This is a genomic window from Microbispora sp. NPDC046973, from assembly GCF_040644495.1.
Lineage (GTDB): Bacteria > Actinomycetota > Actinomycetes > Streptosporangiales > Streptosporangiaceae > Microbispora.
The window spans coordinates 178,801-200,121 of the sequence record NZ_JBEYWQ010000006.1 but is presented as its reverse complement, the minus strand read 5'-3'; the positions used below and the strand labels follow the sequence as shown (position 1 = coordinate 200,121).

Annotated in this window: 23 protein-coding genes; 8 read left to right on the top strand and 15 right to left on the bottom strand. The window is 72.9% G+C overall.

What is annotated here, in order from left to right; genetic code table 11:
• Positions 1-22: 22 nt before the first annotated feature.
• Together ABZ860_RS14910 and ABZ860_RS14905 are read right to left on the bottom strand one after the other, a co-directional pair.
• On the bottom strand, positions 23-1,213 hold the full coding sequence (locus tag ABZ860_RS14910; protein ID WP_357220043.1) for an XRE family transcriptional regulator: 1,191 nt from the start codon (positions 1,211-1,213) through the stop codon (positions 23-25).
• Positions 1,200-1,991 (bottom strand): hypothetical protein, encoded by a 792-nt coding sequence (locus ABZ860_RS14905; protein ID WP_357220041.1) that lies wholly within the window; start codon positions 1,989-1,991, stop codon positions 1,200-1,202. The genes ABZ860_RS14910 and ABZ860_RS14905 overlap by 14 nt, the downstream gene beginning before the upstream one ends.
• A 457-nt stretch (positions 1,992-2,448) precedes the next feature.
• Here ABZ860_RS14905 and ABZ860_RS14900 point away from each other — a divergent pair, with 457 nt between their 5' ends.
• Positions 2,449-3,261, top strand: coding sequence for an AfsR/SARP family transcriptional regulator (locus tag ABZ860_RS14900; RefSeq protein ID WP_357220039.1), 813 nt, complete (start codon positions 2,449-2,451; stop codon positions 3,259-3,261).
• Between the two features lie 16 nt (positions 3,262-3,277).
• On the opposite strand, the gene ABZ860_RS14895 is transcribed toward ABZ860_RS14900, so the two are convergent.
• Genes ABZ860_RS14895 through ABZ860_RS14875 form a run of 5 tightly spaced genes read right to left on the bottom strand, consistent with a single transcriptional unit; the run spans position 3,278 to position 6,963 of the window.
• The gene (locus ABZ860_RS14895; RefSeq protein ID WP_357220037.1) at positions 3,278-5,179 is read right to left on the bottom strand and encodes an ABC transporter ATP-binding protein; all 1,902 of its coding nucleotides are present in this window, start codon (positions 5,177-5,179) and stop codon (positions 3,278-3,280) included.
• Between the two features lie 52 nt (positions 5,180-5,231).
• Positions 5,232-5,777 carry a hypothetical protein gene (locus ABZ860_RS14890; protein ID WP_357220035.1) on the bottom strand — a complete coding sequence of 182 codons (546 nt, stop codon included), beginning with the start codon at positions 5,775-5,777 and terminating at the stop codon, positions 5,232-5,234.
• 18 nt (positions 5,778-5,795) lie between these two features.
• The gene (locus ABZ860_RS14885) at positions 5,796-6,326 is read right to left on the bottom strand and encodes a MauE/DoxX family redox-associated membrane protein (protein WP_357220034.1); all 531 of its coding nucleotides are present in this window, start codon (positions 6,324-6,326) and stop codon (positions 5,796-5,798) included.
• A gap of 15 nt (positions 6,327-6,341) precedes the next feature.
• Complete coding sequence (locus ABZ860_RS14880; RefSeq protein WP_357220032.1) at positions 6,342-6,779, bottom strand: S26 family signal peptidase; 438 nt, start codon at positions 6,777-6,779, stop codon at positions 6,342-6,344.
• 10 nt (positions 6,780-6,789) lie between these two features.
• Positions 6,790-6,963 (bottom strand): hypothetical protein, encoded by a 174-nt coding sequence (locus ABZ860_RS14875; RefSeq protein WP_357220030.1) that lies wholly within the window; start codon positions 6,961-6,963, stop codon positions 6,790-6,792.
• A gap of 160 nt (positions 6,964-7,123) precedes the next feature.
• Between ABZ860_RS14875 and ABZ860_RS14870 the strand changes: the two genes are divergently transcribed.
• Positions 7,124-8,047 (top strand): DUF72 domain-containing protein, encoded by a 924-nt coding sequence (locus tag ABZ860_RS14870; RefSeq protein WP_357220028.1) that lies wholly within the window; start codon positions 7,124-7,126, stop codon positions 8,045-8,047.
• Here the strand turns inward: ABZ860_RS14870 and ABZ860_RS14865 are convergent.
• Positions 8,032-8,700 carry a class I SAM-dependent methyltransferase gene (locus ABZ860_RS14865; protein ID WP_357220027.1) on the bottom strand — a complete coding sequence of 223 codons (669 nt, stop codon included), beginning with the start codon at positions 8,698-8,700 and terminating at the stop codon, positions 8,032-8,034. The genes ABZ860_RS14870 and ABZ860_RS14865 overlap by 16 nt on opposite strands.
• 83 nt (positions 8,701-8,783) lie before the next feature.
• Here ABZ860_RS14865 and ABZ860_RS14860 point away from each other — a divergent pair, with 83 nt between their 5' ends.
• From ABZ860_RS14860 to ABZ860_RS14850, 3 genes are all read left to right on the top strand, one after another.
• Complete coding sequence (locus tag ABZ860_RS14860; RefSeq protein ID WP_357220025.1) at positions 8,784-9,917, top strand: acyltransferase family protein; 1,134 nt, start codon at positions 8,784-8,786, stop codon at positions 9,915-9,917.
• A gap of 108 nt (positions 9,918-10,025) precedes the next feature.
• Entirely contained in the window at positions 10,026-10,625 is a 600-nt protein-coding gene (locus ABZ860_RS14855; RefSeq protein ID WP_357220023.1) for a hypothetical protein, read from the top strand.
• A 111-nt stretch (positions 10,626-10,736) separates the two neighbouring features.
• On the top strand, positions 10,737-10,901 hold the full coding sequence (locus ABZ860_RS14850) for a hypothetical protein (RefSeq protein WP_357220022.1): 165 nt from the start codon (positions 10,737-10,739) through the stop codon (positions 10,899-10,901).
• 130 nt (positions 10,902-11,031) lie between these two features.
• On the opposite strand, the gene ABZ860_RS14845 is transcribed toward ABZ860_RS14850, so the two are convergent.
• The 7 genes from ABZ860_RS14845 to ABZ860_RS14815 all read right to left on the bottom strand — a co-directional run bounded on the left by ABZ860_RS14845 (position 11,032) and on the right by ABZ860_RS14815 (position 17,256).
• A complete protein-coding gene (locus ABZ860_RS14845; RefSeq protein ID WP_357220020.1) occupies positions 11,032-11,928 on the bottom strand; it encodes an aldo/keto reductase in 897 nt (298 codons plus the stop codon).
• Between the two features lie 16 nt (positions 11,929-11,944).
• Positions 11,945-12,625, bottom strand: a complete 681-nt coding sequence (locus ABZ860_RS14840; RefSeq protein ID WP_357220019.1) for a TetR/AcrR family transcriptional regulator — start codon at positions 12,623-12,625, stop codon at positions 11,945-11,947.
• Positions 12,626-12,690: 65 nt separating this feature from the next.
• Positions 12,691-13,119, bottom strand: a complete 429-nt coding sequence (locus ABZ860_RS14835; RefSeq protein ID WP_357220017.1) for an SRPBCC family protein — start codon at positions 13,117-13,119, stop codon at positions 12,691-12,693.
• A gap of 34 nt (positions 13,120-13,153) precedes the next feature.
• Positions 13,154-14,497 carry a carotenoid oxygenase family protein gene (locus ABZ860_RS14830; protein WP_357220015.1) on the bottom strand — a complete coding sequence of 448 codons (1,344 nt, stop codon included), beginning with the start codon at positions 14,495-14,497 and terminating at the stop codon, positions 13,154-13,156.
• Positions 14,494-15,846, bottom strand: a complete 1,353-nt coding sequence (locus ABZ860_RS14825; protein WP_357220013.1) for an MFS transporter — start codon at positions 15,844-15,846, stop codon at positions 14,494-14,496. Before ABZ860_RS14825 ends, ABZ860_RS14830 begins: the two co-directional genes overlap by 4 nt.
• Before the next feature lie 193 nt (positions 15,847-16,039).
• Complete coding sequence (locus ABZ860_RS14820; protein ID WP_357220011.1) at positions 16,040-16,558, bottom strand: hypothetical protein; 519 nt, start codon at positions 16,556-16,558, stop codon at positions 16,040-16,042.
• A 74-nt stretch (positions 16,559-16,632) separates the two neighbouring features.
• The gene (locus tag ABZ860_RS14815; protein WP_357220009.1) at positions 16,633-17,256 is read right to left on the bottom strand and encodes a hypothetical protein; all 624 of its coding nucleotides are present in this window, start codon (positions 17,254-17,256) and stop codon (positions 16,633-16,635) included.
• Between the two features lie 197 nt (positions 17,257-17,453).
• On the opposite strand from ABZ860_RS14815, the gene ABZ860_RS14810 reads away from it, so the two are divergent.
• The 3 genes from ABZ860_RS14810 (at position 17,454) to ABZ860_RS14800 (ending at position 21,277) form a co-directional block, all read left to right on the top strand.
• Positions 17,454-19,487 (top strand): sensor histidine kinase, encoded by a 2,034-nt coding sequence (locus tag ABZ860_RS14810; protein WP_357220007.1) that lies wholly within the window; start codon positions 17,454-17,456, stop codon positions 19,485-19,487.
• Entirely contained in the window at positions 19,484-20,164 is a 681-nt protein-coding gene (locus ABZ860_RS14805; RefSeq protein WP_357220005.1) for a response regulator transcription factor, read from the top strand. Before ABZ860_RS14810 ends, ABZ860_RS14805 begins: the two co-directional genes overlap by 4 nt.
• Before the next feature lie 141 nt (positions 20,165-20,305).
• Positions 20,306-21,277 (top strand): DUF72 domain-containing protein, encoded by a 972-nt coding sequence (locus ABZ860_RS14800; RefSeq protein ID WP_357220003.1) that lies wholly within the window; start codon positions 20,306-20,308, stop codon positions 21,275-21,277.
• Positions 21,278-21,321: the final 44 nt, after the last annotated feature.

The following is a 21,321-nucleotide window of genomic DNA, read 5'->3' as shown; positions in this document are numbered from 1 at the left end:
CACGGGCTGTGCGCGCGTGGCCTCAGGGGACGAGTCTCAGCCGGGGGCGGTGGGCGGGCAGGCCGATCAGCTCGCGTACGCGTGCCACGGGCCAGGCGAGCTCCCGGGCCAGCGCGGGCACGGTCAGCGCGGTCTCGGCCGCCGCCACCTCGAAGGCCTGGGCGAGCAGGACCGGCTGCTCGCCGGGGTAGCCCGACACCGGCTCGGTGGCGAAGCCCGGCTGCCCGCGCAGCGCGGCGAGCCGCTGGTAGGCGCGCCCGGCCGCGGAGTCGGACAGCAGGCCGACCTCCCGGCACCGATACAGCAGGGAGTCGACCGACACGCCCCAGACGCGGCGCAGCTCCGCCAGCCGCCGCAGGTCGGCGCGGGCGGGCAGGCCGGGCAGGATGCTGTCGCGCGGCGTGAGGAACTCCGCGGCGAAGGAGTCGGCCTCGCGCTCCTGCTGGCTGTCCCCGGCCGCCGCGTCCCCGTGCAACACCAGGTGCCCCAGCTCGTGGGCGGCGGTGAAACGGTGCCGGTAGACGTCGTCGAAGCGGTTGGGCGTCAGGACGACGATGGGCCGCGGCAGGCTGGAGGTGGAGAAGGCGTCCACCGTGACCGCGTCCTCGTCGGCCTGGGGGAAGACGACGACGATCCCCCGGGACTCCATGTGCCGCACCAGGTGGCTGATCGGCCCGGTGCCGAGGCCCCAGTGGGCCCGCAGCGCGCGGGCCGCGCCCATGGGGTCGCGGGGCAGGGCGCTGCCTGAGTGCACCTCGCCCCCGGCGAAACCGGGCAGGTCCACGAAGGGGAGCCGCACCCGCTTCTCCAACGCGTACGTCAGCTCCCAGACCTGCTCGACGAAGGCCACGGCCTTGGCGCGCTGGTAGGCCCGGGTGGAGCGCAGGCTGCGGAAGTGCGCCATCGAGCCGTCCAGCTTGCCGTGCGGGCGGCCCGGTAGGAAGAAGGCCGCGGGCACCGCGAGCACCTCGGCGAGGAGCGGGACCAGGTCGGGACGCGGCCGGGTGACCCCGGCCTCGTATTGGCCGACCGCGGCGGGGGACACGCCGATGCGCTCGGCCACCTCCTTCTTCGTCAGCGCCGCCAGGCGCCGCGCCTGGGTGAGGCGGGTTCCGTCGAAGGCGTCCGCCACGGCCTGCGGGCTGGGTGCCGTGCCGCCGGATTCGGGGGGGACGGTCTCCTCGACCAGGCGCAGCCGGTCATCGTCCTTCATCGGCGGCGGCGTCCGGTGCGTACGGCGCCTCGCTCATCGGAGGCAGGGCGGTCGCGCGCTCGTACGGCGGGCGCGGATTCAGCGTCGGAGCAGGCATCGCGCCCCGGGCGAACGCGGACGCCTCGCCGGCGGAGGCCACCAGCCCGGGCAGCTCGGCCGCGGGCGCCTGTCCGGCGAGCGGGATCGGCTCGCAGTGGTGCCAGCGCAGGCTGCCGGTGCGGTCGAGCAGCTCGGCCTCGCCCCACCACACGTCGAGCAGACCGGCCTTGGCGTTGCACGCGTACGCGATGAGCACGAGGCGGGTGCCCTCGGGCAGCCGGGTGAGCGCGCGGGCGGCCGGAGTCGCGGGCTCCGGCAGGGCGGCCTCGACGCCGCCGAGTGTGAGCTGCTCGGCCCAGGGCCGCGGGCCGAACCGGGTGAACAGCGCCTGCACCAGCCCGGACGGCCTGCCGTCGCCGATCCTGGCGTTGACCACGCTGACCGAGCGGTCCTTGGCGTAGCGGAAGGGGAACAGCAGGTTGCCGCCGAGCACGACGAGCTCGTGCTGGGAGCCCGGCGGCTTGACGGTCTCGACGTCGGGCATGTCCGCGAACGTGCTGGCCAGGGCCTCGAACTTGCGGGACATGAGCGTGAAGCCGAACGGATGGAGGAGCTCGGTGCGCGCCGTCTTCTGGGCGTCCTGGGCGTTCTCCAGCGCGAGCGCCAGCGCCTCGGTCACCCCCTGGCGGATCTGCTCGGCGCGCGGGCCGAACGTCTCCAGAGCCCAGGTCGACAGCATCGCCACCTCCGGTGTGCATGCTCTGAAACGGCCGCCGGGGCACCGGAGGCACTTTATTTTCCGACATCATAGACCCGCCTCCGCTTCACCGGTCACTCCTGCCGCATCGGGTCCTGACCGGGAGGAGCGACGCGGTGCGGGGTCGCCCTCCGCCTCTTCCGCATCCGGAGAACCCGAGCGTGGCGGGTGAAGCTTTCATTCGGTGGACACGCGCAACTGATAGCGGCCGTGGCGCACGGAACGTGCGCATGCGGTGACAGGTGTGCTCGGCCGCATGTCAGCGGGCCGTGTGAAGGCGGACCGCGGGCGTCGCGCCGGTCTGACGGACGATCGACGCCCGGTTCCCGACATCCGCTGTAAACGAATTCAGTGCGTCGTTGACACGTGATCGACAGGCGCATAGCTTCCCCCGGGAGCGCTCCCACCGGGGTCGGGGAGCGAAGTCGGGGAGGGGTGGATGCGCCTCAGGTTCGGCATTCTCGGTCCGGTTCAGATGTGGCAGGACGGAGAACCCGTCCACCTGGGGGCGGCCAAGCAGCGTCTCCTGCTCGCCTGCCTGCTGCTCCAACCGAACAGACCCGTCTCCATCGAGCGCCTCTTCGTCGCGCTGTGGGAGGACCGGCCGCCGAAGTCCGCGCTCCCCAACGTCCGCAGCTACGTCAACCTGCTGCGTAGGCGGCTGGACGACCACCGCCTGCGGGCTCGCCCGCCGGGCTACTCGCTCACGGTCTGCCCCGGAGAGCTCGACGTGCTGGAGTTCCGCGAGTCGCTGCGCCACGGACGGGAGGCGATGGCGAGGAGCGACCACGCGGAGGGGCTGCGTCACTTCACCGCCGCGCTCGGGCTGTGGCGGGGCGGCGCGGCCGAGGACGTTCCCCACACGGTGGGGGTCGCCGCGCAGTTCGACGCCCTGGAGGAACAGCGGTTCCTGGCGGTGGAGGAGGCGGCGCGGGCGAGGCTGGCCCTCGGGCGATACGGCGAGGTCATCGGCGGGCTGCGGGAGACCCTGGCGCTGCGTCCCACCCGTGAGCGGCTCTGGGGCCACCTCATGGTCGCCCTCTACCGTACGGGGGACGTGGCGGGGGCGCTGACCGTCTACGGCGAGGCGCGGGAGGCGCTGAACCGGCACCTCGGCATCGAACCGGGGCCCGAGCTCGCCGAACTGCACCATCTCATGCTCAACCGCGATCCCCGGCTGGCCGGGCCCGTCATCGGGTGGCGGCACAGGAGGACGGCCTGCCCCCGCCCCCGGCGTCCGAGCCGCCGCTGACCGCCGCGACCGGCTCTCACGGCCCGGCCCACGCGCTCGGAAGGGACTGCGCGGTCTGCTCCTGGTAACCCTGCGCCTGCAGCAGGAACAGCCGGTGGTAGAGACCGCCGAGCCGCATGAGCTCCTCGTGCGTGCCGCGCTCGGCCACGCGCCCCTCGTCCAGCACGACGAGCAGGTCCGCCTCCCGGATCGCGCCGAGCCGGTGCGAGATCAGCAGGCTCGTACGGCCGGCGCGGTGCGCCCGGAGCCTCGTGTGGATCTCGTGCTCCGCCTCGGCGTCCAGGCCGGAGCTCGGCTCGTCCAGGACGAGCAGGTCCTGCCGGTCGCGCAGCAACGCGCGGGCGAGCGCCAGCCGCTGCCACTGGCCGCCGGACAGCACGACCCCGCTCTCGGCGTCCGCCCCCTCGCCGGGCGGGCCGAAGAACATGCGCGTGAGCATGGTCCGGTAGCCGCCCGGCAGCGCGGCGACGGTCTCGTGCACGCCCGCGCGGCGAGCGGCCGCCTCGATCCGGTCGTCGTCGAGGCGCATCTCGCCGTCGCCCAGGTCTCCGATCGCGATGTTCTCCGCCGCCGTCAGGTCGTACTCCATGTAGTCCTGGAACACCGCGCCCATACGCCGCCGCAGCTCGGCGGGGTCCAGGTCGCGCAGGTCCACGCCGTCCCACAGGATCGAGCCCCGTACGGGGTCGTAGAACCGGCACAGCAGCTTGACGATCGTGCTCTTGCCCGCGCCGTTGCGGCCCACCAGGCCGACCGCCGTGCCCGCGGGGATGGTGAAGCTCACCCCGCGCAGCGTCCACGGATGGCCGGGGGAGTAGCGGAACCAGACGTCGCGGAACTCGATGCCGTGCCGCAGGCCTCCCGGCGTGACGGCCCGCTCGCGTACGGGCAGGTCGGGCTCGGCCCGGACCACGGCCAGATAGTGGCCGAACGTCAGCACCTGCTGGTGGGCCGTCGTCACCTCGCCGACCAGTGCCGCGACGGCGGCCTGGACGCCGACGACCGACGCGGTGAGCAGCGCGACGTCGCCCGCGGTGATGCGACCTGCGGCGGCGGCGAACAGCGCCCAGATCAAGCCGCCCGCGGCGATCGCCGCCGACAGCAGTCCCAGCCCGCCCTCCGTGCCGAGTTCGCGGCGGTCCTGCCGTCGCCGCTCGGCGTCCGCGGCGGCGCGTTCCGCGATCATCCGCGTGCGGAAGTAGCTCCCCGCACCGAACAGGCGCATCTCCTTGGCGGCCCGCACGCTGGTCAGCAGCTGACGGTAGAACAGTTCCCGCCGCTCGACCGGCCCGATCCGCCACAGCATGGTGGCCCGTTGCCGCGACAGCCGGAGCTCGGCGAGGAACGCGGGCACCGCGGCGGCCAGGACCGCCGTCGCCAGCACGGCGTTGACCACCAGCAGCGAGCCGAGGAAGCCCAGCACGGTGATCAGCCCACGGGCGGTGGCGAGGGTGCCCCCGACGACCGCGTTCGGAGCCACGCCGCCCGACTGGTACGCCAGGCTCAGGCGGTCGTGGAACACCGGATCCTCGAATCGGCCGAGGCCGGCGAACCGCTCGACGGCCGCGAACAGCCGGTCCTGCGCGAGCCGTCCCGTACGGCGGGCCGACTCCTGGCGCAGGTAGGTGGAGGCGTGCGGCAGCACGGTGGACGCCAGGCCGGTGGCGGCGAGCCCGGCCCCGACGGCCCAGAAGGCGCCGCCGTCCGCCCGGCTCACGAGCAGGTCGAGAGCGGACTTGGTCAGCCAGGCCGTGGCGACCGGCAGGGCCGCTTCCACCAGCACCAGCAGCCCGTACGCGAGGGTGTGCCAGGGGCCCGCCCGCCAGGCCAGGGCGAGCGCCGCGGCCAGGGCGGCGGGGGTGGCCCTGGGGGGCTCGGGTGAGCTCGCGGGGCCGTTCTGCGGGGGCGTCTCCGACATCGGCGCTGCTCCGTGACTGACGGGACTGGGCAGGGGGGCCGGGCGCAGCGGGTCAGGCGGAGGCGGCCGTGAGGACCTGGTCCAGGCGCAGGCCGCTGGACATCACCGTGCCGCCCGGCCCGACGAGGCCGAACGCGGGCACGGCCCCGACGTGGAGTGCGGAGGTGACCGGCCCGCCCAGCTTCTCGACCACCACGCGGGCGACCGGTTCGAGCGAGGCGCGCTGCGCGCCCGACTCGCCGTTCTCGTCCACGATGACGGCGAGCACCTGCTCGGGGCCGCCGGGGAAGCGCTCGGCCATAGCGAGGAAGCCCGGCAGCGCCTCGTGGCAGGCCGTGCAGCCGGGAGAGAAGAAGCCGACCAGGGTGGGCTGCTCGAATCGGTCGCGCGAGACGAGACCGCCGTCGGTGGAGACGGTCTCGAACGGCTCCGCCACCTCGCCCTCGGAGAGGATGGCCCGCCGGTTCTGCTCCTGTTCGCTTCTGGCGGCCAGGGCTTCGTCGTGCTCGCGCAGCCGCCGGATCACGCCGACGATCAGGATGAGGTTGACCAGGCAGAACACGCCCACGAGGACGACGAGTGCGACGAGATACGGCATCGGGCGGCCTTTCTGAGCTCAAGCGGCAGGGCTGAACAGGTCGATGAAGTCGTCGGTGAAGGACACGAGGAGGGCGCCCACCGCGCCGGCCGTGACGGCCGTCAGGACGCCCGCCGTCTCGGCCGGTCCGGCCGGGAACACCGGGATCGCCGATCCCGCGAAACCGAGTCCCGCGACGACAAGCAGGAGGAGGTTGCGCACCACGTGGCCGCGTCCCAGACGACGGCGGGAGCGGCCGAAGCAGGCGCACGGCGCCCGTTCGTCGCGCCGGAGCGCGGCCAGGATCGCGAGTGTGAACGCGGTGAGAAGGCCGGCGGCCAGCAGGAACCCGGCCGCGGCCGTCGCGGGCACGGCGACCAGCGCCACGATGGCGATCTCCGTGGCGACCACCGCGACCGCGGCCCGGCGGGTGGGGAGGAACCGCGGGGCGAGTCTGCCGGTGGCCGCCACGAAGTCCCGGTACGCGTCGGCGCCGCGCAGCTTTCCCGTGGCCGACGCCAGGAACAGCAGCGCCAGCAGGGTGCGGCAGCCGACGATGAGGTAGTCCACGGTTGCTCCTTCCGGTCAGCTCATCCGCCGCAGCACGACCCCGAGGAGGAGGTCCGCCGGGAGGAACCCGAACTGGCGCGAGTCGTAGCTGGCCGCCGGGTTGTCCCCCAGGACGACCAACCGGCCCTCGGCCACCCGCTGCTCCGCGACCGCGGGGAGGACCGCGTCGGGCACCGGGTCTCCGGGCAGCGCCGCCACCCGCTTGACCATCCACCTGTCCTCCACCGGCAGGAGTTCTTCGCCGTCGTACCGGCGGGGCCGGGCGAACACGACGATGTCTCCGACAGCGAGCCGGGACAGTCCGGCCCGGCGGACGAGGAGCCGGTCGCTCGCGTGGAAGGCCGGCTCCATGCTGACGCCGGACACCACGACGACGGCCAGACGGCGCCGCAGCAGGAGCAGGGCGAGTCCGGCGACGACGGCGAGTCCGGCCGACCACGCGAGCATCGTCATGCCGTCCGGGCTAGCAGTTCAGGTGCCAGTCGCCGCAGGTGTAGCCGGTGCCGCACGAGGCGCCCCAGCTGCAGCACTTGCGGACGAGACAGGTGGTGCCCTCCAGCCAGCAGGGGCACGCGGCCTGCGCCGAGTGCTTCGGCACCAGCCGGGAAATCAACCGGTCGGCCATTTTGGTGAACATTCGAACCGCCTCTCAATGGAGAACCGTTCAGGGTCACCGAAACCATAGAAAGGGGCCGAACAATATCGATACCTGGCGAATACGTGCTACGTACATCGACTCCGCGTGTTCGCTCCAGGGCGCACGGTCGGCGGACGAGACCCGGCGCCTATCGTGAGGTATGGGGGAGATCCTGGTCGGCACGGCGTCGTGGACCGACAAGACGCTGCTGGAGTCGGGGTGGTATCCGCCCGGCGTCACGACGCCCGAGGAGCGGCTGCGCCACTACGCGAGCCGGTTCCCGCTGGTGGAGGTCGACTCGACCTACTACGCGCCGCCCGCCGAGGCCACCGTGCGGCTGTGGGCCGAGCGCACGCCCGCGGAGTTCGTCTTCGACGTCAAGGCGTTCTCGCTGCTCACGCGGCATCCGACCCGGCCTGCCGCGCTGCCGAAGGACCTGCGCCCGAGCGGCGGCGGCAAGAACCTGTACGCCCGCGACCTCGACCCGAAGGTCGTGGACCAGGTCTGGGAGCGGTTCCTCGGCGCCCTCATGCCGCTGCGCGAGGCGGGCAAGCTCGGGGCCGTGCTCTTCCAGTTCCCCCGGTGGTTCCCGATCGGCAGGGCGAACAAGCACTACATCCTGGAGTGCAAGCGGCGCTGCGAGCCGCTGCGGATCTCCGTCGAGTTCCGCAACCACACGTGGATGAGCGAGGAGAACCAGGCCGAGACGCTCGACTTCCTCCGCTCGTACGCCATCCCGTACGTGTGCGTGGACATGCCGCAGGGCTATCCCGACTCGGTCCCGCCGGTCGTCGCGGCCACGTCCGACCTGGAGGTCGTGCGGTTCCACGGGCACAGCGACAAGTGGACCAGCCACGACATCCACGAGCGCTTCGGCTACCGCTACTCCCTGGAGGAGCTGAAGCGGTGGGCGCCGAGGCTGCGCGAACTCGGCGGCCAGGCGTCCACGACCCACGTGCTGATGAACAACTGCTACCGCGACTACGCGCAGACCAACGCCCGCCAGCTCGCCGGCGTGCTCGCGGGCCTGCCGGACTGCGACGTGCGCCCCCGGCCCGGCGACGGGCCTCAGCCGAACGCATAGTAGGAGTCCACAGCGGCCTGGCCGGTGTAGTTCGGGCCCGCGCGGTCGTCGGCGCCGAGATAGGGCCAGGGCAGGTCGATCTCCCTGCGGCCGCGGCAGCTCACCCGCCTGTTGCGCGCGTCGTAGACGAGGCCGCTCGCCCGAAGCGCCGCCGTCAGCCGCCGTCCCGCGGGCGTCCCGTCCGCACGCCGTACGCTCCCCGCGTCGAAACTGGCGGCGAACAGGCCGTCGTCGGTCAGCCAGGAGGCGGCCCGGGCGATCACGCCCAGCTTGTCGCCGACGTAGTGCAGCCCGTGGACGCAGGTGATCAGGTCGAAGGCCGTGCCGGGCGCCCACGAGGTCACCGACGCCGTGACCAGCCGCAGCCGCGGCGGCCGGGGCGGCCCGGCGAAGTAGCCGACCAGGTCCACGCCGACGATCTCCGCCCGCTCTCCCAGTTCGTGTGCCGCCTCGAACAGCGCGTTCGCCGTGCCGCAGCACAGGTCGAGCCAGCGGACGACCCGATCGGCGCCGCGCAGGAGGGCGAGGACGTCGACGCCGAGTTCGCGCCGGTAGGCCGGCAGGCGGCGTTCGCGGTTCATGTCGCTGTTGGCCACGACCGAGGACCGCTCCAGAGCGTCGTCGTCCAGGAGCCGGAGATCACGATGGTCCATCCCCGTTTCCTAGCATTCCTGCGGAGTGCGCGGCTCACCAGGCGCGGTGCTGCCGACGCCGTATTTCGCCTAAAGTCACCTGAATGGCATCAAAGCGCACGCGGCTGGCATGGCTGGACGCCTTACGCGGGATCGCCGCTCCGGCCGTGGCGCTGCACCACTCGGCCTGGACCTTCGTCCCGGCCGTGTGGGGGGAGGTGGACCGCAGGGTCGACGTCGGCACCTGGGGCGTCTTCGTGTTCTTCCTGGTCAGCGGATACATCATCCCGGCCTCGCTGGAGCGGCGCGGCGACCTGCGGGCCTTCTGGACCGGCCGGGTCTTCCGGCTCCTCCCGCTGCTGCTCGCCGCGCTCGCCCTCGCGCTGCTCCTCGCGTACGCCGGGGTGTTCGCGACGTCGCCGGGCCTCGACCGCCGGCCGCCGCCGCTCGTCGCGCTGGCCAACCTCACGATGCTGCAGGAGCTCCTTGGCGTGCCCTCGGTGATCAACGTGATGTGGACGCTCTCCTACGAGATGGCGTTCTACCTGATGACGGCGGGGCTGTTCGCCGTACGGCAGGCCCACAGGTCGGCGCCGATCGCCGTGGTCCTGGCGGTGGCGGCCGTGCCGCTCGGGCTGCTCATGCCGGGCGCGACGATCAACGGCGGCGCGGACCTGGTCGCCGCGCTCATGGGTGTCGCGGTGGTCCTGGTCGTCGTCGTGACCGTGACCGCGAACGGGCGCCTCAGGACGGCGGCCGCGGTCATCGGCGGCCTGCTCGGTTTGGCGCTGGTGATCCTCGGCAGCCGGATCGGGGCGGGGCAGGGCCTGGTCATCGCGGCCGTGATGTTCGCGGGAACCGCCGTCTGGCGCGCCGAGCAGGGCACGCTCCGGCCGGTCTGGGCCGTCGCCGCCCTGCTGACGGTCCTCGTCTGCGGCGTCCTGGTGGCCGACGAGCCCGCCTGGGCCTCGGCGGTCCTGCTGGCGGCGGGCTTCTTCGCGCTCGCGTTCCGGCTGCGGCACCGGCCGTTCCCCCGGTGGCTCGCCCACCTCGGGGTGATCAGCTTCTCCCTGTATCTGCTGCACCCGCTCCTGCTGCGGGTCGTCCCGAACCTCCCGGTGTTCTTCCTCGCCCTGCTGGTGCTCGGCCATGTGACGTACCGGCTCGTGGAGGCCCCGGGACAGCGCCTCGGCCGCCGCCTGAACGCCCGCCTCCGCCGGCCCGCCGTCGACGCGTGACGATTTCGGGAACTCACAAAAACCCTGCTTGAGGCTATTCCGGAAATGAAATCGTACCCTTATCAGTGAATTGTCCGCGTCGCCGGAAGGAATTCGACTGTGCCGGGTGTGTCCGAGGGTTATGTGAAGCGGAGACCGTCGGGAACGCGCATCGCGGGAATTCTGCTGGAATCGCTCGCGGGCTGGATAACGCGGCGCCCGGTTTCCGGCGCACCCGGCGTGGTGCCACTGCCGCACTCGTCGGAGTTGCGGCTGGTCGTCATCGTCCTGGCCGTGGTGGAAATCGTCACGGCCTTCCTCGTCTCCGGCATGATTCCGCCCGGATTCAAAGCGGTGCACGCGTTGTTCGAGACGCTGCTGGTGCTCGCCGCCCTGGGAGCGGCGGCGACGGCCCGCCATCCGCATCTCGTCTCGTCCTCGGAGCTGATCCTGCGTACGGGATTCCTGGGCGAGCTCGCGGTCCCGCGGGATTCGGTCCGTTCCGTGTCCCCGGTCCTGCAGACGATCAAGGGGCGTGGGCCTCGTGCCGTCGCGGGGGACCCCGACGCCATGGTGTGCTCGGTGACGAGCACGGTCAACGTCCGCGTCGACCTCGATCCCCCCGTAGACATCGACCTCGCGGGGGCCGGGAAAAGGGCGGTGCGGAGGATTTACCTTTCGACCGACTCTCCGGACGCCGTTCGTGGCGTTCTGAGAGGCAACGGCTGACCTTCTCGCCCGGCCCGGAAAAATCACGCCAACTTCGACCGGCGGCCGTGTGGGCGGCGCGTCCGCGGGGGACCAGCGGCTCTGATACCGGTACGCAGGAGGGGACGGGTCATGGGCGAGGACCAGGAACTCCACGACCTGCGCCGTCAGGGCCATGACGCGGGCATGGAGGGCAGCTCCAAGATGACCGCCGAGCAGCTTCGTGAGGCGCTGGCCAAGGTAGGCAAGAGCGAGGACACGCTGTCGGCCAAGGCAGAGGCCAAGAGCGACCAGTGATCGCCGCACGACCAGGGCCGCCGGCTCCCCTGGGAAGCCGGCGGTCTGCATAGGGGGGCGGCCCCGGTCCACGCTCACCGCGAGCGGTCGATCCGCGGCGCCGGGCTGCGCCGCCGGCCTCGTCCCCCGGTCAGCCGGCGTCGGAGAGCGCGTCCAGGCGGGCGATCTCCTCGTCCGTGAGACGCAGCGCGGCGGCGGCGACGTTCTCGGTCAGGTGATCGGGGTTGCCGGTGCCCGGGATGGCCAGCACGTGCGGCCCCTGCTGGAGCGTCCAGGCCAGCCGCACCTGCGCGGGGGTCGCTCCGTGCGCCCGGGCCACGGCGCGCACCTCCTCCTGGTCCGTGTCGCTCGCCCCCAGCGCGCCGCCCTCGCCCGCGATCGCGAAGAACGGCACGAAGGCGATTCCCCGCTCGCCGCAGGTGCGCAGCAGTCCCTGGCTGCGCACGGCGCCGACGCCGTACCGGTTCTGCACGCTCACCACCGGCGCGATCTCCTGCGCCTGCGCGAGATGCTCGGGCCGGATGTTGGAGATCCCGAGGTGCCGGATGAGACCGGCCTCGCGCAGCTCGGCGAGCGCTCCGAAGTGCTCGGCGATCGAGTCGAGCCCCGGCTGGCGCAGGTAGACCAGGTCGAGGTGGTCACGGCCGAGCTGGCGCAGGTTCTCCTCGACCTGGCCGCGCAGCTGGTCGGGCCGGGCGAACGGCAGCCACTCGCCGGACGGGTCCCGCCCGGGGCCCACCTTGGTCGCGATGACCAGGTCGTCCGGATACGGCGCGAGCGCCCGGTTGATCAGCTCGTTGGCCGAGCGTAGTCGCGAGAAGTAGAACGCCGCCGTGTCGATGTGGTTCACGCCGAGGTCGACGGCGCGCCGCAGCACCGCGATCGACCGTTCGCGGTCGCTCGGCGTGCCGAGATCGAAGGCGGCGCTGCCCGTCACGCGCATCGCCCCGAACCCCATCCGGTTGACCGTGAGGTCGCCGAGCTTCCAGGTCCCCGCGGCCGCGGCGCTGATCGCTTCTGTACTCATCGTTCCAGGATGCCCGTTACAGGCCCATGCTGTCGGCGAGAGCGTCGATGACGGCGTCGAGCAGGGTGGCTCCGCTGTGTCCCATGCCGGCGAACTGCCCCTGGACCTCCAGGCTCACCACGCCCTGGAGCTGGGCCCAGGCCATGACCGTCCCGGCCAGGGCGGTCGCCGGATCTCCGTCCGGGGCGAACGCGCGCACCCACTCGGCGACCGCCGGGGTCTCCTCCACCCACCGCCGCATCTGCTCCCGCAGCGGTTCGGCCCCCGGGCGGCAGCGTCCTCCGGCGAACACCGGAAGGAAGGGCCCGAGCACGTTCCGGGCCCGCATCACGCTCTCCGGGGGAGCCTGATAGCCGGGCGAGGGCGTGCCGGCCAGCAACTGGAACAGGTGCGGGTTGGCCACCGCCCATCCGTGGAAGGCCCGGGCCAGCGCGTGCAGCCGCTCTCGCGGCGCGCCCTGGCCGGCGGCGGCCCGTACGGCCGCGGCGACCTCGTCGAAGCCCTCGAGGATCAGCTCGGTCAGCAGGTCGTCGCGGCTGCGGAAGTACTTGTACAGCGCGGGGCCCGTGACGCCGAGCTGCTTCGCCACCGCGTTCAGGCTCAGCGCCGTCGCCCCGCCCTCGCCGATCTGGACGAGGGCGATCTGCTTGATCTCCGAACGGACCTGGTCCCGGTAGCGCTGTCGCGGCGTTGACATCCTCTCATTATGGTGAATGCCTCTCATCGGCGTCTGCGGCTCATCGCGCCTGCCCGGCCCAAGGATCATTCGGCCGTCTGCTTCAGGGCGGCGAGCCAGGCCAGGAGCGAGCCCTCCAGCGCCGCCCGCATGCCCTCGGGGTCGGCCTCGACGGGCGGGCCCGCCCACGACTCCCGGGTCCGTACGAGCACGCCTCCGTCGATCTCCTCGAAGGTCCAGACGTGCACGCCGTCGATGCCGTGGGCCGGGCCGCCCCAGACGACGCGGCGGCCGGGGACGAGCTCGGCGACCGTCGAGGCGACGACCAGCCCGTGCGTCTGCCAGTCGAAGGTGGCGCCGGCGGCGAGCTCGCCGCGCAGGCGCGTGGAGGAGATGTCGGGGTTCCAGCTCGGCCAGGCGTCGATGTCGGTGTGCAGCCGCCAGATCTCCTCGATCGGGGCGTGCACGGTGGTCTCCAGCTCGACGACGACGGGGGCGTTCCTGTCGATGTCCATCGTTGTTCCTCTCAGCGGTTGTCGGGTGTCACTGTCAGTTGTCGGAGATCCACGAACCGTGGATGCCGGCCACGACCCGGCGGGGCAGGTGCACGGTCGCGACCGGGGGCCGGTTCAGGTCGGAGGCGTCCAGGACCAGCAGCCGGGAGGCGTCGGCGTGCAGGTCGCTCACGACCGTCAGCAGGTAGCCGTCGTCCTCGTTGACCGCGCCCGCGGCGGGCACGAAGACGGCCTCGCTCGGCAGCCGCCCGTCGCCGACCGGAAGCACCTGCCTGCCTCCGGAGACCCGGTCGTACTTGACCACGCCGTAGCCGCCCACACCCCGGTCGTCGGGGAAGGAGATCGAGTACTGGTAGCGGTGCTCGCGGCCGAGCAGGTCGTCGTTGATCGTGGGGAACTCGATGACCAGATCGTCGATCACGTCCTCGGCGACCGTGCCCGCGCGCGGGTCCACGACCCAGCGGCGGTTGAAGGAGCGCGAGCCCGGCACGACGCCGTGCCCGGGCAGCCCCGCCCACCACTTCCACGAGCGCCGGAACCCGTCGCGGTCCATGGCCGGTCCTTCGAGGACGATCCGGCCCTCGGCGTCCTCGTACGCGTTGGCGACGTGCAGCAGGCTGCCGGGCTCGATGCCGAACCACCGGATCCTCGCCGCGCCGCCCCGGCCGCGCGGCATCACGCCGATGCGGGTGACCTGGTCGTCGCTCCAGGAGTACGGGATGCCGGAGGTCTCGGTGTGGTCGAAGGTCACGGAACCCTCGACGAACACGACGAAGTGCTCGGTGATCGCGAAGTCGTGCTTCAGTGAGGCGGTCGCCCCCGGCACCTCCTCGCTGAACTCGATCTCGCCGGTCTCCGAGGCCACGTGGTAGACGAGGTGGGGCGGGAACGGCGAGGAGCCGAAGAAGTGCAGCTCACCGGTGACCGGGTCGCTCTTCGGGTGGGCGGTCATCATCGTCGTGAGCTTCCCGCCGAAGTCGTACGCCCCGACGGTCTCCAGCTCGGGGGTCAGCTCGAAGGGGTGGTTGGCCTCGCACAGCGCCAGCAGCCTGCCGGCGTGCTCGATCACGTGGGTCCCCGCGGTGCTGGCGGTCAGGTCGGGCCCCTTCTCGGTCATGTACGGCGCGCCGTCGAGGGCGGGCGTGCGCACCCAGCGGTTGCGGTACCACTCGGCCCGGCCGTCCCGCAGCCGGATGCCGTGGACCATGCCGCTGCCCTTCCACCAGTGCGTGGGCGTGACGCCGGGGAGGGGGTTGTGGCTGTTGCGCACCAGCCGGCCGGTCAGCTCGGCGGGCAGCGTGCCCTCCACCACCAGGTCGCGGGCGGTCACCTCGTCCACGTGCGGGGTGAAGTGCCCGGTCAGGTAGGGCTTGTTCATCGGATGCGTCCTTTCAGGAGAGCGGCGGTCGCCGCGATGAGGGAGATGGCCGCCGCCGTCAGGAAGGCGTGGCGATAGCCGGTGACACCGGCCGGGGCGAGGCCCGCGACCGAGGTGAGGACGGCGAGGCCGAGCGCGCCGCCGACCTGCCGTGTCGTGGTGATGAGTCCGCTCGCGACGCCCGCCCGCGCGCCGGGCACCCCGGCGACGCCGAGCGCGGTCAGCGGCACGAACGCCAGCCCCAGTCCCGCGCCCACCAGGACCGTCGGCCCCAGCAGGTCGACGAGGAAGGTCCCGTCCTCCGGCGCCCTGGCCAGCCAGGTCAGCCCGGCGGCCAGCGTCAGCAGGCCGGGGACGAGCGTGCGGCGCAGCCGGCCCGCCGCGAGCGGCGCCAGGACCAGCGCCACCGCGAGGGGAAGCTGGGTGAGCCCCGCCTCCAAGGGCGAGTAGCCGAGCACCCGCTGCTGGTAGAGCGGCAGGAAGAAGAACGTGCCGACCCAGACCATCCCGAGCAGCAGCATGAGCGCGTTGCCGATGCCCACGTCGGCCGTGCGCAGCAGGCTCGGCGGGATCAGCGGCACGGCGGCGCCCTGCGTGCCGGCGCCCTGCTTGTGGGCCCCCTGTTCCACCCGCCGCTCCCACAGGGCGAACACGCCGAGCAGGGCCACGCCCGCGGCGATCGCCTCCCATCCGCCGCCGCCCAGGCCGTACGCGATGCCGAGCAGGCCCAGCGTCACCGACAGCGTTCCCGGCAGGTCGAGCCCGCCGCCGCGCGGGGGCCCGTCACCCGGGACCAGGCGTGGCACGGCCGTCAGGACGAACGCCGCGACGGGCACGCCGACGGCGAAGACCGACCACCAGCCGAGCGCGTCGGTCAGCAGCCCGCCCAGCAGGACGCCGGCCGCGCCGCCCGCCGCCGAGACCGAACCCCACACGCCGAGCGCCCGGCCGCGTGCGGCGCCGGCGGGAAACAACGCGAGCACGATGGCCAGCGCGGCCGGGGAGAGCACCGCGGCCCCGGCGCCCTGGACGGCGCGCGCCGCGATCAGCGCCCCGGCGGCAGGGGAGAGCGCGGCTCCGGCCGAGCCCGCCGTGAACAGGGCAAGCCCCGCGGCGAGGGCGCGCCGCCCGCCGTACAGGTCGGCGATCCTGCCGCCCGCGGGCAGCAGCGCCCCGAAGGCGATCAGGTACGCGTTGACCACCCACGACAACCCGGCGGCCGACAGGCTCAGGTCGTCGCCGATGGCGGGCAGCGCCACGTTGACGATCGAGGTGTTCAGCACCACCAGGAACTGCGACGACGCCAGCAGCGCGAGCGAGGCGCCGCGGACGCGGACCGACACGAGCATGACACCCCGTTCCGTTGGTTAGAAGTAATAACCAAAGTATGTTCTGCTAACCCAAGTGGCGTCAAGCCGGGGTCGTCCGCCTGTGCGAAGGCGCGTGCATGGATGGCCCGGACGCGAAAAGGGCCGGACTTCCGGGAATGGAAGTCCGGCCCTGCGCGGAGGGGTGCCGGGTGACCGGCGGTCTTTCAGGTACTCAGGGGGTGTAGATCTCCTGGACCGTGACGATCGTGCCGCGATAGACGGTGATGAGCGCCGGATGACGAACGGACTTCATCCGGCTGATCAACTCACCCCGGGAGCATCGCTTCGATCCGAGGCCGCCGTCCTTCACGGTCACCGTGGTGCCCTTGCACCCGGTGGCGCTGTAGAACACCACATTCTTCGCGACGGGAGAGGCGTAGGCCGTGACGTCACCCTCGGGCGGACCCTCGAAGTACCCCTCGATGTGGTTGTCCTTGACCCACCTGATCGGCTGGTATTCCGCCACCCCGGACCGGTAATGCGTGACCCAGCCCCGCAGGACGCCGTCGTGCCGCGGCGAGATGTGCTTGGTGAAGTCATGGTGGCGGTCGCTCTGGAACGACGTGCCGTAGGGCTTGGGCTTGGCGAACTTCGGCATGGCGGCGGCGCCGGCCGGGAGCGCCGCCGCGGAGAGCACCGCGGCGGCCGCGACGGCGGGGAGGACGACGCGGAGCGAGAGGGCGAGCTTCATGTCCTGTTGGAGTCCGGGTCCTGCGGAAAGGTTCGCGCGGTGCCGCCGTCCGCCCGCTTGACCGCGGCGTCCGGTCAGACGGCGGGGCGCAGCGCGAGCCGGACGCCGATGTGGGCGTGGGTGGCCAGCAGCCAGGCGGCGCTCACCCACACCGAGGCGGTGGACCCGCCGAAGATCTGCGCCGCCATCGTGACCGGGAACCACAGCCCGGCGAGCAGCGGCAGCCAGCGCAGGGCGCCGCGGTAGCGGCCGGTGACCGCCACGGCGATGCCGAGGACCAGCATGCCGAGCATGCTGAGCGGCCAGCAGGCGTCGAGGATCATCAGCCACAGCGGGAAGTCGTCGTGGGTGGCGTAGCCGAACGAGAGCGTGTTCAGCAGGAACGCGCCGGGAAGCGACACGAGCAGGCCCGCCGGGATGATCCGGCCCCACCTGGCGCCGGTGCCCCGGGTGGCCAGCACGAGCGCGACGAACCCGAACACCCCGGCGACGAACAGCATCCCGGTCAGGGTGTCGAGCGTCTGGATGCCCTTCTGGATGTCGTCGCCGACGACGACCGTGCCGGTCGCCCAGGCCGCCGCTCCGGCGGCCAGCAGCACTCCGGCCATCCGGGTCCAGGGCGGCGCGGCCGGAGCCGAGGCCGCCGCCGGGGCCGGTTCCCGCGGATTGACGTTGCTGGGCGTGATGTGAACGGACATGATCGTCCCCTCCTGGCGGGAGCCTTCGTCGCGCGACCCTTCCGGCCGTGCCGTGACCACGGTCTCCGGGCCGCGTCCCGGGCCGACAGAGAGCGAGGCCACCACCGGGCCCGCACCGGTCAGGGGCCCGCGTCCCGGGCGGAAACGGGACACCGGTCCCATGCAGGGAAGGGCGGCCCTGTGGCACGCTGGACCGCGTGCCCGGCCCTTCTGCCGCGTATCGCCGTCTCGGGGCTGCCGCGACCGTGCTCGCGGCCCTTTCCGTCGTCGCCGCCGCGTCCGCCACCTGGATCGAGATCGCGACCGGGCCGGTGGTCCGGCCCGAGCCGCTCGACTGGGCCATGTGGTCGTCCACTGTTCCGGGCGTGGCCCTCGCCGTCGCCGGCGGGGTGCTGGCCGCCCGCCTGCCCGCCCACCCGATGACCTGGCTGCTGATCGGGGGCGGCGTGGTGTCCTGCCTCAACGGCCTCGCCGGCGGCTACGCCGTGCTGTCCCTCACCCGGTACGGCGGCGCGCTGCCGCTGACCGGCGTCGCCGTGTACGCGGGAGCGAGGCTCGGGCCGCTGCTCAACCTGGTGCCGCTGCTCGTGCTGCTGTTCTTCCCCGACGGCAGGCTGCCGTCGCCGCGCTGGCGATGGGCCGCGTCGCTGTCGCTCGGCGCCACCGGCCTCGCCGTGCTCGTCTTCCTCACCGTTCCGTGGCGGGTGCAGGCGCCGGGGGAGCCGTGGCGGGGCCCCGGGCTCGACCTGCCGATGCCGCCCCTGCCGGACGCCTTCTGGCGGGTCGCGATGGCCCTCACCCCGGCGGCGCTCGTGCTGAGCCTTCTGGTGTCGCTCACCGCATTCGTGCGGCGCTTCCGGGGCTCGTCGGGCGTACGGCGCGCGCAGTTGCGCTGGATGCTGCTCGCGGCCCTGCTCAACGGAGTTCTGATCTTCGTGCCCGCCGTGGTTCAGGGGGTGCCGCAGGACCTCACGTTCGTCGTCTCCCTGGTCGCGATCGCCGCCGCCGTCCTGGTGGCCGTCGGCCGATACCGGCTGTACGACATCGACCCCGTGCTCGGCTGGACCCTCCTCTACGGCGGCCTGGCGGTCGCCGTCGTCGCGATCGACGTGCCCGTCTTCGTGGGGCTGGGCGCGCTCATCGACGAGCCGGTCGCGGCCGTGCTCGCCGCCGCCGCGGTCGCCGTCGTCTACGCGCCGCTGCGCGAGCGGGTCCGCCGCTGGGTGGGCCGCGTCCTCAGCGGGCGGGCGGAGCCGTACGACGTGGTCTCGGCCCTGGCCCGGCGGCTGGAGGAGTCGGTGAGCCCGGAGGAACTGCTGCTCACCGTGGCCAAGGCGGTGTCGGCGGCGCTGCGCTCGCCGTACGTGCGGGTGGAACTCGACCGCGCCGACGGCCGCACGCTCGTGGTCGAGCACGGCGCCCGGCGCGACGACGTCCTCGTCCTTCCCTTCGCCTACCGCGCGGACCCCATCGGCCGCCTCGTCCTCGTCCCGCGCGCGGGCGCGCCGCTCGCCGACGCCGACCAGCGGCTGCTCGCCGACGTCGTACGGCAGGCCGCGGCGGCCGTACGGGCCACGGCCCTGGCCGAGGAGCTCCAGCACAGCAGGGAACGCCTGGTGACGGGCATCGAGGAGGAGCGCCGAAGGCTGCGCAGGGACCTCCACGACGGGCTGGGGCCCACGCTCGCCGCCGCCGCGCTGAAGGTCGAAGCCGCGGGCAACCTGGTGACCCGGGACCTCGGCGCCGCCCGCGAGGCGCTGCACGAGGTGCGGGCCGACCTGTCGTCCGTGCTCGGCGACGTACGCCGGCTCGTCCACAACCTGCGTCCGCCTGCCCTGGACCAGTTCGGCCTGGCGGGAGCGCTGCGGCAGGAGGCCACGCGGTTCCGGGAGGGCGGGCTCGCCGTACGCGTGGACGCCGTGGGCGACCTGGCCGCGCTGCCGGCCGCGACCGAGGTGGCGGCCTACCGGATCGTCTGCGAGGCTCTGGTCAACGTCGCGAGGCACGCGGACGCCGGCATCTGCGAGGTCCGCCTGACGGCGACCGGAGGCGAACTGGAGGTCGAGGTGCTCGACGACGGGAGAGGGGTGCGGCCGGGAGCCCTGGTCGGCGTGGGCCTGGTCGGCATGCGGGAGCGGGCCGAAGAGCTCGGCGGGAGCTGCTCCGTCGCCTCCCGCGACGGCGGCGGGACCCGCGTCCACGCCGTTCTGCCCGCGCAGGCGACGCGATGAGCGCCGGCCCGTTCCCCGGCGGCTCCGAGATGCCCACGGTGCTGCTCGCCGACGACCACCCCGTCTACCGCGACGGCCTGCGGATGATGCTCGCCTCCACGGGCGAGGTCGAGGTGGTCGGCACCGCGGCCGACGGCGAGGAGGCCGTGGCCCAGGCGATGACGCTCCGCCCGCGCGTCGTCGTCATGGACCTGCAGATGCCCCGGCTCGACGGCGTCCAGGCCACCCGGCGCATCGTGGAGACCTGCCCGGAGACCCACGTGCTCGTGCTGACCATGCACGAGGACGACGAGAGCGTCTTCGCCGCCATGCTGGCCGGAGCCCGTGGCTACCTGCTCAAGGGCGCCGACCAGACGGAGATCCTGCGCGCCGTCGCGGCCGTCGCCGGCGGCGAGGTCATCTTCGGGCCCGCGCTGGCCGGGCGGGTGACCCGTTACTTCAGCAGGATCGCCGCCGTCCGGCCGCGGGAGCAGGAGCCGTTCCCGCAGCTCACCGCGCGGGAACGGGAGATCCTCGATCTCATCGCGGCCGGTCTGTCCAACACCCGCATCGCCGAGCGCCTGTCGCTGTCGCCCAAGACGGTGCGCAACAACGTGTCCAATGTCTTCGCGAAGTTGCAGGTCGCCGACCGGTCGCAGGCGATCGTACGAGCCCGTGAGGCCGGTTTCGGCCGCTGATCCGCATCACGTCCGTCGCTCCGGGCACTGGGGATCATGGAACGCGAAGGGAGGAAGCGCGGAACCCCCCGCCTGCCGGAGCAGCCGGTCCCCCCGTGACTGCGACGGGCGCCGTGCGACCGCGACGGGCACCGTGCGACTGTGTTGGGCAAGATCTTGGTCGGTACGGCCTCCTGGACGGACAAGTCGCTGCTCGCCTCGGGCTGGTATCCGCCCGAGGCGACCACACCCGAGGCCAGGCTCGGCCACTACGCGAGCCGGTTCCCGTTAGTGGAGGTGGACGCCACCTACTACAACCCCCCGGCCCGGCGTACGGCCGAGCTGTGGCGTGACCGTACGCCGAAGGACTTCACCTTCAACGTGAAGGCGTTCTCCCTGCTCACCGGGCATCCGACCCGGCCGGCCGCGCTCTACAGGGACCTGCGGGCCGTGCTGGGGGAGCCCGGACGGACGCTCTACCGGCGCGACCTCCCTCCGGAGGTCGTCGAGGAGGTGTGGCGCCGGTTCCTCGGCGCGCTGGAGCCGCTGCACGAGTCGGGGAAACTCGGCGCGGTGCTGTTCCAGTTCCCGCAGTGGTTCCCGCCGGGCGGCGCGAACCGCCGCTACATCCTCGAATGCCGCGATCGCTGCCTGCCGATGCGCGTGTGCGTCGAGTTCCGCAACGCCGCCTGGATGGACGAGGCCACCCGGGGAGACACCCTCGACTTCCTGACCGCCAACGACGTGCCGTACGTCGGAGTGGACATGCCGCAGGGGCATCCCTCGTCGGTCCCGCCGGTGCTCGCGGCCACCTCCGACCTCGCCGTCGTCCGCCTGCACGGTCACTCGGAGAAGTGGACGAGCCGCGTCATCGAGGAGCGGTTCGGCTACCTCTACTCGGAGGACGAGCTCCGGCACTGGGCCGGCCGGATCGCCGACCTGGCCGGCCGTACGGCGACCACGCACGTGCTGACCAACAACTGCTGCGCCGACAACTCCCAGCGCAACGCCGCACGCCTGGCCGACCTGCTCGAAGAGCGGGGCGCCGACGTCGTCAGGCCCGCGGGTGGAAGCCCGCCTCCTGACGAATCGCCATCTGACGTGACCGCCTCACGGCCGCTGCCGCGGCCGTGACAGCGGAGGGCGGCGCCTATTTCGATGGCGTCGCAGAAACGCGT

Coding starts and splice junctions, on each gene's coding strand:
- ABZ860_RS14910 (WP_357220043.1), bottom strand. CDS start 1,213: ATGAAGGACGATGACCGGCTGCGCCTGGTCGAGGAGACCGTCCCCCCC.
- ABZ860_RS14905 (WP_357220041.1), bottom strand. CDS start 1,991: ATGCTGTCGACCTGGGCTCTGGAGACGTTCGGCCCGCGCGCCGAGCAG.
- ABZ860_RS14900 (WP_357220039.1), top strand. CDS start 2,449: ATGCGCCTCAGGTTCGGCATTCTCGGTCCGGTTCAGATGTGGCAGGAC.
- ABZ860_RS14895 (WP_357220037.1), bottom strand. CDS start 5,179: ATGTCGGAGACGCCCCCGCAGAACGGCCCCGCGAGCTCACCCGAGCCC.
- ABZ860_RS14890 (WP_357220035.1), bottom strand. CDS start 5,777: ATGCCGTATCTCGTCGCACTCGTCGTCCTCGTGGGCGTGTTCTGCCTG.
- ABZ860_RS14880 (WP_357220032.1), bottom strand. CDS start 6,779: ATGACGATGCTCGCGTGGTCGGCCGGACTCGCCGTCGTCGCCGGACTC.
- ABZ860_RS14875 (WP_357220030.1), bottom strand. CDS start 6,963: ATGTTCACCAAAATGGCCGACCGGTTGATTTCCCGGCTGGTGCCGAAG.
- ABZ860_RS14870 (WP_357220028.1), top strand. CDS start 7,124: ATGGGGGAGATCCTGGTCGGCACGGCGTCGTGGACCGACAAGACGCTG.
- ABZ860_RS14865 (WP_357220027.1), bottom strand. CDS start 8,700: ATGGACCATCGTGATCTCCGGCTCCTGGACGACGACGCTCTGGAGCGG.
- ABZ860_RS14860 (WP_357220025.1), top strand. CDS start 8,784: ATGGCATCAAAGCGCACGCGGCTGGCATGGCTGGACGCCTTACGCGGG.
- ABZ860_RS14850 (WP_357220022.1), top strand. CDS start 10,737: ATGGGCGAGGACCAGGAACTCCACGACCTGCGCCGTCAGGGCCATGAC.
- ABZ860_RS14845 (WP_357220020.1), bottom strand. CDS start 11,928: ATGAGTACAGAAGCGATCAGCGCCGCGGCCGCGGGGACCTGGAAGCTC.
- ABZ860_RS14840 (WP_357220019.1), bottom strand. CDS start 12,625: ATGTCAACGCCGCGACAGCGCTACCGGGACCAGGTCCGTTCGGAGATC.
- ABZ860_RS14835 (WP_357220017.1), bottom strand. CDS start 13,119: ATGGACATCGACAGGAACGCCCCCGTCGTCGTCGAGCTGGAGACCACC.
- ABZ860_RS14830 (WP_357220015.1), bottom strand. CDS start 14,497: ATGAACAAGCCCTACCTGACCGGGCACTTCACCCCGCACGTGGACGAG.
- ABZ860_RS14825 (WP_357220013.1), bottom strand. CDS start 15,846: ATGCTCGTGTCGGTCCGCGTCCGCGGCGCCTCGCTCGCGCTGCTGGCG.
- ABZ860_RS14820 (WP_357220011.1), bottom strand. CDS start 16,558: ATGAAGCTCGCCCTCTCGCTCCGCGTCGTCCTCCCCGCCGTCGCGGCC.
- ABZ860_RS14815 (WP_357220009.1), bottom strand. CDS start 17,256: ATGTCCGTTCACATCACGCCCAGCAACGTCAATCCGCGGGAACCGGCC.
- ABZ860_RS14805 (WP_357220005.1), top strand. CDS start 19,484: ATGAGCGCCGGCCCGTTCCCCGGCGGCTCCGAGATGCCCACGGTGCTG.